Source organism: Echinicola salinicaeni (genome assembly GCF_014280965.1).
Taxonomy (GTDB): domain Bacteria; phylum Bacteroidota; class Bacteroidia; order Cytophagales; family Cyclobacteriaceae; genus Echinicola; species Echinicola salinicaeni.
On sequence record NZ_JACODZ010000005.1, the window covers coordinates 240,978 to 254,095 of the forward strand.

A 13,118-nucleotide genomic window follows, 5' to 3' on the forward strand; every position below is an offset into this window, starting at 1 on the left:
AAAAATTTCCTGATAAAAATCGAGCTTGAATTAAACACTTATTTAAGCAAAACTCCAAATCAACTGACAATCAATGGAGTACTAAGAAATGACTTCTACTATTTGGCCAACAGCTGTAAAATGAGCGCTCATGAAATTAATTCCTAAAAACACATCCGAAGATTATTTGGAAGAAGCGGAGGTTCAATCTTTCAATATGAAAGATTATTTCCTTAGGTACCTCAAATATTGGCCCTATTTTTTGATTTCTATAGTGATTGCTCTTGCTGCTGCTTTTATAGCCAATAAATTTGTCGCACCACAGTATAAAGTAGAAAGCAAATTCCTAATTAAAGATGATAATCCAAACACAGGAATTTTGGATTTGACAGGCCTTGCAACTGGAAGAAGGTATGCACCAAACCAGTTGTCCAATGAATCTATTACCATGAAATCCAAACCCATGGCAAGAGGCACCCTGGAAAGACTGGACTTTGATGTCGAATATTATAGCACTGACCAACAAATACCCATAGAAATATACAATAACGCCCCTTTTGAGGTGGAAGTGGATTGGGAGCACTCTCAGCTCACTGGGGCTTATATCAACATTACTTGGGACAATCCCGATAGTTATATTTTAGAACTATCAGAGGATATTTACTATAAATATAATCCTGAGACTGGTAGAACAATTGAATACCCCAGTCCCTTTATAAAAATGAAAGCTTTTCCCTTTGGAAAATGGTTGGAGGTAGCTGATTTAAAAATTAAAATTTCCCACAAGGAAAATCAACAATTGCCTACCGGCGAATACATAATTAAGCTTAGGTCACTTAATAGCCTTGTTTCACAATATACCGGTGACAATTTACAAGTATTCCCCATGGATCCTACGGCATCTATTCTGGGGCTTTCTCTTATCACTAAAAATTCCCAAAAAGGTATTGATTACCTCAACCAGCTCATGGACATATACCTAGAATATGAACTTGAGGAAAAAAACAAATTGGCCAGCAATACAGTAGACTTCATTGACAACCAAATAGCGGGGGTTTCAGATTCTTTAGGATTTATAGAAAACCGCCTTCAGAATTTTCGAAGCAGTCATAAGACCTATAATATAGGTTCTGAAGGCAGTGCCATGTTTGAAAGGATATCTGAATTGGAAAGCACGCTTGCCCAGCATAAATTCAAAAAAGAATATTATCAAAACCTCCAAGACTACTTGACCAGGGAAAACTATAATGAAATAGTTATGCCATCAGGTCTTGGAATCGAGGACCCTATTCTCAATACCCTCATTGAAAACCTAATCACCTTACAATCTGACAAATCCAGGCTCCTAGTTACCCTCACCGAAGCTTCTCCTTCAGTTAAAGAGGTAAACAAAAAAATCAGAGATTTAAATGGTTCTATCAGGGAAGTGATTACCAACGCTGGAAAGAATACAGATCAGGTTATTTTAGATTTACAAAACAGGATCGTCAAGTTAGAGAGCGAGTTCAGCAAACTACCTTTTACCGAACAAAACTTATTGCGCATCCAGCGACAATTTGCCATCAATGAAAGTATTTATACTTTCTTATTGCAAAGAAGGGCTGAATCAGCCATTTCACTGGCCTCTAATACCACTACAAACAAAGTGGTGGAATATGCCGGGCCAGGTTCTATACCTATCACCCTCCCCTACCTTACCAATTATATTTTGGCAATCATTGCAGGACTGATGATTCCCTTTGCTGCGATCACTTTGATTTACATGTTCAATCAAAACATCAAAGATCTTAAGGACGCTGAGAAAAAACTTTCAGTGCCAGTACTGACTCATATAGGCAAAAACAAATACAAGTCAAATCTAGTGGTCTTAAACGAGCCTCAATCCGGAATCACAGAAGCTTTCAGGGCGCTGAAAACCAATATCCATTTTATCAGCCCTAAAGAAAAACAAGTAACCATTGCTTTGACCTCAAGTATTAGTGGAGAGGGTAAAACGTTTTGTGCCATCAACTTGGCCTCCACCTTTTCCTTAAACAATAAAAAAACCATTCTGGTAGGATGCGATATGCGCAAACCAAAAATATTTGGAGATTTTGAAATCAATAATGATGCAGGATTAAGCACTTATTTAAGCATGCAGAGCCATGACTTATCAAGTGTCATTCAATCTACAAAATATGAAAACCTTGACATCCTTGTGGCGGGGCCAATCCCTCCTAACCCTTCGGAACTCTTGGTAAGTAACCATTTTGAGCTTTTGATCAGAGAACTACAAACCAAGTATGATGTGGTCATTCTGGACACTCCACCCTTGGGCTTGGTCAGCGAAACCCTGGAAATACTTCAATTGGTAGACCTTACCCTGTTCATGATTAGATATAACTACAGTAAGATCCCATTTATCTCCGAGATCAATAAACTGAAAAATAAAATCGGACAACCTCACCTATATGCTGTATTTAACGATGTCGCAGATAAAGAGCTGACGTATGGTGGATATGGCTATGGGTATTATAAAGAAGACCAGAAAAAAAGTCTGATCGATAAGATCATCGGTAAGAGCAGCAGGAATGTCGGCCTTTAGTAAATGGCTACAATTCTGACTCGCTACTTTAATCATATTACCTAAAACGCCACCTATCAAGATGGACGACAATTTTAAGTCACCAAAAAAGCCTGGGACTGACCGGGCGAAGCTGTGCGTTCCTGTTTACCTCTAAACTGGACAATTATTTTTTTGATATGGCTTATTTCTTTTTACCGCCCAAAATTACCCCTATTAAACCCTCGTATTCCTGAAAAATTAATAAACCTACGGTGATCAGTAAGACTACATCCAGAAAAAAATCTAAAGAAAACCTAAAGCAATATGCCTACCTAAATTCCGTAACGGCAATAATTGACCATATAGGAGTACAGCTTACTGGATTTATCATTAATCCATTTATAGTAAGTGGACTAGGCAGCACATTTTACGGAATATGGCAAATGTTGACACAAATGACCGGCTATGCGAGTATGGCCGATACTCGAGCAACCCAAGTGTTAAAATGGTCTGTTTCTAAGAAAAGAGATATTGCTCCGGAAGAAGAATTAAGAAGCGAGGTGACTTCGGCTTTTGTGATCACCCTCTTTATTCTTCCCATAGTTCTGATCGTTGGCAGCATTATTATTTGGTATGCACCAAGTATTATCAATGTTGATGAAAGCTATTCCAATTTGATCAGAATTACCTGTTCATTATTGATTCTAACCCTCGTAGTCCATAAGATCTTCGACATTTTCGAATCGGTACTGAGAGGAATGAACCTGGGCTTTAAGCGCATGGGAGTCAGAGCCGGAATTATTGCTGTTGGAGGAGGAATGAAAATCTTGGCCATAACCTTGGGCTATGGATTGATTGGCTTAGCGGTTGTACAAGTTATCATCGCACTGGTACTAGGAATTACCTTCTATTATATAGTTCAAAAAAACGTTCCTTGGTTCGGGTTTGGTAAGACCAATAAATCCAAAGTAAAATCTTACGGTAAGCTCAGTGGCTGGTTCATGGGACTCATGGTTACAAAAATGATGCTGATGAACAGTGATAAAATTGTATTAGGATATATTATAGGACCTGTATTTGTCACAAAATATACATTAACTCTATTTACTTCATTTGCCATAAAGGGAATAGTTTCAGCGATTACAACTGGAATAGTCCCAGGAATTGGAGGGATTTTCGGTAAAGGAGAATTTCAAAAGGTCCAAAATGCCAGAAATGTAATCATCACTGTAAACTGGATATTGGTCTGCACATTTGGAGTAGCTGTATTACTTTACAATCAATCATTTATTGGACTTTGGGTTGGGGCTGAGCATTATGCAGGTAATTTGGAAAACCTATTCATTCTGATCATCGCCATACAATATATTTTCTTCCAGATGGACAGTGATATAATTAACCTTTCTCTAAAGCTACAAATCAAAGTACTGCTTTCATTTTTAGCGGCTTCTTTTTCTATTTTATTGGCTTTTCTGTTAGTAGAGGACTTTGGCATCCTTGGACTCTGTTCTAGTGTCATTTTAGGCCGTTTATTTCTGACCATAGGTTACCCTATCGTTATAAAAAAACGGATCAAAGACCATAGCGATTTACTATCAATAAATTCACTGAGACCCATTATTTCAAGCCTATTCCTACTTTCATTGTCCTGTTATATTGGACAGTGGGTACAAATCGAAAATTGGTATTATTTGATTTTTACGAGCATCATCACTCTGCCTATAGGTGCGCTTCTTATATGGTGGTTAGGTATAAATCAGGAAAACAGGAGAAGTGTCATTGAAATTATTTCAAAGATTAAATTCTTCAAAACTAGCTAATCCCCTCAAAAAATTGGTAGAAAATATCCCTACATATCAATCGAAATTGCTTTTAAAAGCCTTGCAGCAAGAAGGAATTCGCTTTGCTCATTGGAAAGGAAACCAACATATATTGGAGGGTTTGGAGGGACAATCAGATATAGAAATTCTCGTCGACCCAAAACATAAACAGGCCTTTGAGACAGTAATGAAAAAACTCAATTTCAAAAAGGCTCGCAGTCCAAAATGGAATACCTATCCCCAAGTAGAAGACTGGATAGGCTTTGATAAAGAAACTGGGAATTTGCTCCACTTACATACCCACTATACTATAGTAACAGGGGTAAAATACGTAAAGCACCTTTACCTACCCTGGCTTGAAGAATATTTTTCTCAATTGAAAACAGACGAAAAATCAGGCTGGCCAATCCCAAAACCAGAATTAGAGTCCATAGTGCTTATGATTCGTATTTGGGCCAAAATGCCCCTCAAAAAAAGGATAAAAAAGTCACCAGAAGTACAGGAAAAAAGAGTTGAAGAATTGATTGGCTTGCTTAAACAGTGTGAGGATGAGAATCTCTTGGCTACCTGTGATCAACTAAAGCTTAAAATTCCCGAAGGTTTTATTGATTCCATACAAAAAATCAAATTGGAGCATAACAAAAAAGCCATCATTCAGCTATCCAAATTCTTTTATGATCAAGTAAAAAAACATTATCGGAAATCATGGATCAGTTCATTGGTACGATCCTATTACTATACTTATTACCTTAAAGTAACTTCTTTTTTTTTTCCTTTCTTTTCTCCTATGAGCTATAAAAAGAAACTTGTAACTGGAGGAAAGATTATGGCATTAATCGGCAGTGATGGGGCCGGTAAAAGCACACTTAGCAAAGACATTGTAAACTGGCTCACCTTCAAATTGGACACACACTATTTCTATCTAGGAAAATACCCTTTTATACAATCCTATAACAAAGTGCTTTTTTCCATTTCCAACCTTATCCATTCTAAGAGCAAAGTCTCGAAAAAGCTTAGAAAATTACTTGGAGATTACTACTACCTGATATTGCCTAAAAAGAAAATAAACATGCTTCAACTAGCAAAAAAAATCAGCCAGGATGGCAGCCTCATTATTTGTGACCGATTTCCACAAAACAATGTATGGGGAATGCACGATGGTCCCCACCTTCAAAATGGAGCTCAATCAAAACACGCAGCCAAAGAATGGGCACTTTTTAAAAAGATTGAAAAAATGGAACCGGACATGATATTCAAATTAAGAGTAAGCCCAGAAATAGCTGCGCAAAGAAAATCAACCCATGACACTACATCCATCAAACAGAAATGTGAAAATCTCGACAATATCTCATTTATGAATGCTAAGGTTATCGAGGTCGATGCATGTATGCCATACGATAAAGTATTATTAAAGATCAAAAATGAAATTTGGAATAATCTATCCCAATAAAGATGAACCCTCATCCCAATATAGTGGAAATTATAGGTGCCCCAGGAGTAGGTAAGTCCTCCATATTCAAAGAGCTTTGTAACGAATGGGACAACAAGCAAAAATGGACACATTTGGATGCTTTGATTACTCAAAGCAAAAGAAGGTCTGAAGGATTTGTAAAGAAATCCATTGACCTGATTAAGTACATTTTTAAAATCAAAAAGCATCAATCCATACAAATCAATAAGGGAATTCAATTTGTCCAAAACCATGAAGAGTTGAGTAAGTTTTTCTGGCAGCACTTGTCCAACACAGAATTCGATGCAAATGCGGACCCTGCCCAAAGATTTAGATCTGCTTTTTTCCTATACAGGGACTTTTGTCGCTATCAGGATATACAGGACAATGCAAATGGGATACCTTGTGTCATGGATGAAGGCTTTTTACAAAAATCCTTTTTAGTGCATAAAGACAAAAAAATCATCGATGCTGTTTTGGACGACTATCTTTCTCTCATCCAACTGCCCAAAGCGGTGATATGGGTACATGTAAAACCAGTCGATATCATCCTAGATAGGATTAGGAACCGAAAAAAAAGAATTGCCTCGCACATCGACTTAGGTGATAAAAAGCTAAAATATGAAACCAAAAAATGGAGAAGACTTATAAAACTACTGATCAAAAAAGTAGAGCAAAAAGGTGTGCAGGTTTACAAAATCGACGGCATGGATCCAATAGAAAAAAATGTAGCTAAAGTGAAATCCTTTCTTAGTAATCTATCATGATCAACCTATTTTTTCTAATAACGGAGTTTGCTCTATATAGCTTTGCCATTTATCTCCTTTTTTATAAAGATGATAGGATTCTATTCTACCTACCGGTCATATTTTATGCATATTTCATGATTAATCCTGTTGCTCCTGCTAGTTTGCATTATCTATTAACCAGCTTATTGATTGGAAAGATCATTTACTATCATCCTAATTTTCTGAAAAACAATATTTTCGCCGTACTTCTCGCCTTGCTCTATCTCTTCCTCTTGCACAAAACTAGTGACTTCGTGTTCATCAGGCCTTATATGTTTTCAGTAATCTCATTATTTATTTTTATTCCATTGACACCCGAGGTGTATAAAAAATACAACAGACCTGAGCTGTTTCAAGAACTTTATAAATCTTCTATTATCATTTTAGTCCTGTTTGTATTAAATGCCCTAGCCTCTACCGCTAGCGGTTATGCACCTACAGAAATGTACGGAATCACAAGTGGTCTTTTGTTTGGTAATCAAGACACTACTTACTTCAATATCCTTGCATTTACCTTCTTTGCGGCTATTTATAGACTAATCAGTCATAAGAGGCCCATTGAATTGATCATTTTTATCATAGCCCTCAGCTTCATCATGCTTTCATTGAGAAGATCGGTGATGGGTCTAAGCGCTTTGGCTGTCCTAACCATGCTCATCATCCTTGTTTTAAGAGGTAAGGTAGATAAGGTAATAGGTTTTGTTTTATTAAGTGTTTTCGCTGGAGCAATCATTTTTTTCAGCACCGACTTTATCCAAGAGTTTATTAGCCGCTATGAATTAAGAAAACTGGATGAAAGAGAGTTGGCCGAAGAAAAGAGATTCTTTGAATATGACATGTTATTCAAGGACACCTTTATCAGTTATGATTATGATCCTTGGTTAGGATATGGTTTATTCGATAGCCCTGGAAATTACGGAAAAGGGGCCTTCGGCGACCGATCTTTACATGGTGACTTGACAAATATTTTTCATTCAACGGGTATCGTTGGCTTATTGCTATATCTATCCATGATCGCCACTGCATTTGTCCAAGCTTTAATGAGGGTAAAATCCAGCACTGATCTGCTGATCATTTGTTTTTGTGCTATTGCATTTGGGATTTATACCATTACTGGTAGGTATACGCAAGTCGATAATATGCTTATGATGATTCTTTTGCTTATGCTACCCTTGGGGAAAGTAAAAAGGAAGTTGCTCAAAAATGACAATCCTAATGATAAAATTAATACGGTCCTCTCATAATTGTTCTCAATGGATAAAACTGCAAAAATAAACCGAAATGATATGCGCTTTTTGTTTTTAGATCCTAAGATTATCAATATCATAACAAAAAATGAGAAGCCTTCAGGAGGCGCTGCTGTTCAATCTTTTGGCTGGGCTAGGGGCCTTATAGAAACAGGTCACGATGTTTTTATAATGACAGATTTAATCAAAGGAGGAGAACTAAAAGAGGAAGTAAAAGACATTAAGCTAATCCCTCTTTATGATGAAAATAAAGGAATACGATGGATAAGATGGGTGTATTATCGCTTCCCTGATCTTTATACAAAAATCAAAAAAGCGAAACCTGATTACCTCTATCAAAGTGTACCGGGATGGAGTAGTTTTCTCATTGGAATAATATGCAAACAGCTAGGTGTAAAATATATTTTACGGATATCCAACGATTACTTTTTGGATGATCGGTTTAAACAAATCCATTCACCTATACATGGCTTTTTCATGAAATGGGGAATGGAAATGACTGACATAATTCTTTGCCAGAATGACTATCAGCTGGATGCACTTAAAAAGAAATACCCTCGAATTAAAACAAAGAAAATCTCCAATCCTATCCTATACCAGTCAAACAGAGTCCAAGTGATCAAAGCAGATCAGAGGAAATATATTGCTTGGCTGGGGATATTCCAGTCTCAAAAAAACCTGAAACTACTATATGAGATAGCTTCAAGGCTTACTGATACTCAAATTTGTATTGCAGGAAAAGCAACTCCAAAAATTGACAAAACCACCCAATTATACCTCAAAAAACTTAGGACATTGCCCAATGTAACATTTATGGGATTCTTGGATAGAAATGGGGTACTCCCCTTTCTTAAAGGAGCAAAATTTCTACTAAACACCTCTCATTATGAAGGTTTTAGCAATACATTCCTTGAAGCCATGACCGTGGGAACTCCTATTCTATCCACGCCTAATGTAAATCCTGACGGAATTATTGATAAAAATCAACTAGGACTGATTTACACTCATGCGAACCAACTCTCTAAACAATTGGAATCTTTGGATGCTGATGACTACCAACAGCTATCAGAAAATGTAGTTGACTATGTTTCGAAAAATCATAACTATAAAGTACTGGCTAGAAATCTAGTAGGTATACTTCAATCCAATTGAAAATAACTTTGGAAAAAACGGAGTTTTCCACCCAATTAAAAACCAAGTTGGCCAATACCAAATGGGCGCTCATACACATGCTCTTTGGGATAAGGTACCACCTGTCTGTCCTATTAAACCTACCATTAAAAAAACAAGTAGAATGGTTGCCACCACCAATTATGCCACCAATCTATTGGACAAGCATCGATCAGGTAAAATATCAAAGTAGCTTGGACTACCCGCCTCGAGGAAGATGGTGTCATACAGATGACTGGGATGTCAATATGATCTATGAACTCCCCTCTATTTTTGAGAAAATCCCGAAAGATTCCAAAAAATGGGACGTACACCAAACAATCAGAAAAATGTTTCTTCATAAGAAGAAATACAGCAAAACACCGCAATATAAAAGAATGATTTATAAGGTAAACCAAGGAGATCCCAATCCACCACAAGGATGTGATACACATGATGCGGTCAAAAGCTATTTCAAGGAATTAAAAAAAGCCTATAAATCAATGAAGAAAAAAGGGTATTTGACCCAAGCACAGCAAGGAAAACCCTCCGTGGAAGAAATCAGGCTTCACGTGACAAGAAATGGAGAGCTTTGTTTGGGCACAGGAGGAAATCACCGAATTAGAATGGCGGAGCTTCTTGGTATTGATAATATCCCGTTTTTATTGAGAGGTATTCACTCAAAATGGGTCATCAAACTTTGTGAGAGAACTGGTCTACCTCCTCATAAGGCCATTGAAAGCTGGATAAATCAAAATTTTTCAAGGCTAAAATACATTGACCAACCATTAACCACACTAACAAAATGAAACAAAAAAATCAGAAACGAATTCTATTCTATATTGGAAGCCTATTGGCTGGAGGGAAAGAGCGAAGACTTTTAGAACTGCTAAAATATCTAAAAGCCAACAGTCAAATAGAAATAATGTTAGTCCTCACCGTAGATAAAATTCACTATATAGATTTTTTGAATTTAGGAGTTCCCATCAAGATACTTGACGAAAATAATAAGGGTTTTAAGCCGCAAATCATCTCTAGATTTTATCGTTTATGTAAAGACTTCCAACCGGATATTATTCATACATGGGGAGCAAAACAAACCTTATATACTTTACCCGCTGTGTTTGGATTAAATATTCCACTAATCAATAGTCAAATAGCTTCAGCACCACCAAAAATCCACAAAACATCCATCGATTATTGGATCAATAAAATCAATTTCCAGTTTTCCAACCTCATCCTATCAAATTCTATCGCAGGAATAGAAGCATATGAACCTCCCAAAAACAAAAGTAAAGTCATTTATAATGGGTTGAGTTTTAGCAGATTTAAAAATCTCCCCGATAAGGAATCAATAAAAGCCAAATATCAGGTAAACACGCCTTATCTGGTTGTAATGTCTGCTTCTTTTTCGCCAAATAAAGATCATAAACTTTTTCTGGAAGTAGCTAAAAAAGTCACCGCATTAAGGGAAGATATCAGTTTTTTGGGAATTGGAGCTCATGATCACCCTGACAACCCGATTTTTGCTGAGATAATGGAAAAATCCAAAGCATATCCTAGGATAAATTATCCCGGAAGAATCAATGAAGTAGAGGCTTTGGTCAATGCATGCGATTTAGGACTTATGTTTTCTAATACTAGTGTCCACGGAGAAGGTATTTCCAATTCTATCATGGAATATATGGCATTGGCCAAACCTGTAATTGCCAATGATGCGGGAGGCACCAAAGAATTGGTTTTTAATAATCAGAACGGATACCTGATTACCAACGAAACAGTGGATCAAATAGTAACCAAAGTCATAGAGTTGATTGATAATAAAGAAAAAAGTCGAGGATTTGGTAAAAAGGGAAAGCAGATCATCAAGGAATCCTTTACCATTGAAAAAATGGGAAAAGGGTTTATGAAGGTTTATAAAGAGTTTATTGCAGGTAAAGTCTCATTTTCTACTGAGGAAAATAACCGCATGATACATCTAGAGAAACCTGAATACGTCCACAGTAATAGTTAGAAACATCACGATAATTCAATGAAAATCCTTTATGTAAGTAGATCGAAAACCAATAAACCCCATCCGTTTATTCAAGAACAAGCTAATATCCTGTCCAATCATTATGGACATCAAATTGAGCATTATTTGATCAATGAAGGAGGCCTTTTAGGATATATTAAATCCAGCTTTTCAATTTACAAGAGAATAAAAAACCGTGCTGTAGAAATTATCCATGTACACTATGGCCTTTCTGCTATAGCGGTAATCATGGCAAGACTCTTAGCAATGGGGAAAGTAAAGGTGATAATAACCTTTCACGGAAGTGATATCAATAAAGGTAGTGAGAGGATTTTCTCTTTGTTTGCAGCAAATTATTCCGCCCACAACATCTTGGTATCGCATAAAATGTCAAAATTTTTTCATAAAAACTATTCCATTATACCCTGTGGTATTGACACCCAAATAGAATTGAATTTCAGAAAAATGACCAGACAGGAAAAAGGCTGGGGCGATGATGATTTTATCATTCTTTTTTCATCGAGTTTTGACAGAAAAGAAAAGGATCCTGAATTTGCATTTAAAGTAATCAACTTCTTTAAGGATAAATGCCACCACAAAGTGATTTTCATAGAATTGAAAGGCTATCACAGAGAGCAAATTACACAACTCATGCAAGCTGCTGATGTCATGTTATTGTGCAGCCATATGGAAGGAAGTCCACAGGTGATTAAAGAATCTATCTTGAATTCATTACCGGTTATTACCAATGACGTAGGCGATATCAGGTTTATATGCGAAAAAGTTGACAATTGCTTTATCGTCCCAAAAACAGTGGATGATTATGTCTATTACCTCAAATACCTTGCTGAAAGAAAACTCCGCATCCGCAACAGGAACCCGATTTTAGAAAAATTTGACAATCAGCAAATTGCTCAGAAAATAAATCAAATCTACCAGGAGGTCAATAAGGGAAAAAGTACCAGTATAACTTCCCAAGAATCCTACAAGCTCTGAAGCATTCAATGCCTCCAAAAACCTAAATTCACTTTTATAATCAAAGTCTCCAAGCAGTCCCTATTTGGCTATTTTTTACTGTAAAGGAAAAACTACTAAATCTGCTTATGAAGCTGCTAATTGACATTAAACATCCTGCCCAGCTCAACTTGTTCAAGGCACTTGCCAAAGAACTTAAAGAGGAAGGCTCAGAAGTAACCATTTGCTATCTTAAAAGGGGGAAATTGCCCAAAATTATCCAAGCTGAATATCCTGAATTTACGCCAATTCCGGTGGGAAGCAGTAAGGGTACCAAATGGTCGATTATTTGGAATGGAAATCTGAAAAGAACAGCCTCCTTTCTTTCCTTGATCAACAAAAACAATTATGAAATCTGCATAGCAGCCAGTAGTATCCCCTTAGCTATGGCATGTAAACTTACCTCCACTCCCATCATACAGTTCTATGATGATCCGGAGAGGGGAAAAGTAAATAAGATCAATGAAATATTATCCGATCAATTATTCTTCCCTCCCATTGTGGCAGCCAATGGAAAAGTGTCCACCTTTAATTGCCTCAAAGAATGGAGTTATTTAAGCCCAAAAAGGTTTAAACCAAATCCTGATATACCTAAGCAACAAGGCCTTAAGCCTTATGAGTATGTTTTTATTAGGGAAGTCAGCAATAAGTCCTTCAACTATTACGGACAGCAGGCAGATATAGTCCAGAGCTTTTCCAAAGAGATGGCACCAGATGCCAAGGTACTGCTATCCCTCGAAGATAAAAGTAAAAAAGCCCTATATCCCAAATCCTGGGAAATTCTCCAAGAGCCCGTGAATGACATACACTCGCTGATATATTATTCCAAGCTTGTAATCTCCTCTGGCGACAGCATGGCCAGAGAAGGTGCCATGCTGGGCGTACCTAGTGTTTACTGCGGTATTCGAACGATGCGTGCCAATCAAATTCTCATGGATATGGGCCTTTTGCAACATTTACCTGGAGAATCAGCCTTAACCTATATCAATCGTACTATTTCAAGTCCTTTCGACCAAAACAAACAACTCAAGATAAGGGAAGAACTGATGAATGGTTGGTGCGATATGGTTGACTTTATGAAAGAAAAAATACAACACTATAAAAGACATTAA

Annotated in this window: 10 protein-coding genes; all 10 read left to right on the forward strand. The window is 36.9% G+C overall.

The window, feature by feature from the left end; genetic code table 11:
- Positions 1-130: 130 nt before the first annotated feature.
- Entirely contained in the window at positions 131-2,563 is a 2,433-nt protein-coding gene (locus H7U17_RS11045; protein ID WP_186756780.1) for a GumC family protein, read from the forward strand.
- 233 nt (positions 2,564-2,796) lie between these two features.
- Positions 2,797-4,344, forward strand: coding sequence for a lipopolysaccharide biosynthesis protein (locus H7U17_RS11050; protein WP_186756781.1), 1,548 nt, complete (start codon positions 2,797-2,799; stop codon positions 4,342-4,344).
- Between the two features lie 61 nt (positions 4,345-4,405).
- Positions 4,406-5,794 (forward strand): nucleoside/nucleotide kinase family protein, encoded by a 1,389-nt coding sequence (locus H7U17_RS11055; protein WP_186756782.1) that lies wholly within the window; start codon positions 4,406-4,408, stop codon positions 5,792-5,794.
- A gap of 2 nt (positions 5,795-5,796) precedes the next feature.
- Complete coding sequence (locus tag H7U17_RS11060; RefSeq protein ID WP_186756783.1) at positions 5,797-6,561, forward strand: nucleoside/nucleotide kinase family protein; 765 nt, start codon at positions 5,797-5,799, stop codon at positions 6,559-6,561.
- Positions 6,562-6,677: 116 nt separating this feature from the next.
- Entirely contained in the window at positions 6,678-7,826 is a 1,149-nt protein-coding gene (locus tag H7U17_RS11065) for an O-antigen ligase family protein (RefSeq protein ID WP_186756784.1), read from the forward strand.
- A 9-nt stretch (positions 7,827-7,835) separates the two neighbouring features.
- Positions 7,836-8,981, forward strand: a complete 1,146-nt coding sequence (locus H7U17_RS11070) for a glycosyltransferase family 4 protein (protein ID WP_230981372.1) — start codon at positions 7,836-7,838, stop codon at positions 8,979-8,981.
- Positions 8,978-9,787, forward strand: a complete 810-nt coding sequence (locus tag H7U17_RS11075) for a hypothetical protein (RefSeq protein WP_186756785.1) — start codon at positions 8,978-8,980, stop codon at positions 9,785-9,787. Before H7U17_RS11070 ends, H7U17_RS11075 begins: the two co-directional genes overlap by 4 nt.
- The gene (locus H7U17_RS11080; RefSeq protein ID WP_186756786.1) at positions 9,784-10,992 is read left to right on the forward strand and encodes a glycosyltransferase; all 1,209 of its coding nucleotides are present in this window, start codon (positions 9,784-9,786) and stop codon (positions 10,990-10,992) included. Before H7U17_RS11075 ends, H7U17_RS11080 begins: the two co-directional genes overlap by 4 nt.
- An 18-nt stretch (positions 10,993-11,010) precedes the next feature.
- Complete coding sequence (locus H7U17_RS11085) at positions 11,011-11,988, forward strand: glycosyltransferase family 4 protein (RefSeq protein ID WP_186756787.1); 978 nt, start codon at positions 11,011-11,013, stop codon at positions 11,986-11,988.
- A 107-nt stretch (positions 11,989-12,095) separates the two neighbouring features.
- Complete coding sequence (locus H7U17_RS11090; RefSeq protein ID WP_186756788.1) at positions 12,096-13,118, forward strand: DUF354 domain-containing protein; 1,023 nt, start codon at positions 12,096-12,098, stop codon at positions 13,116-13,118.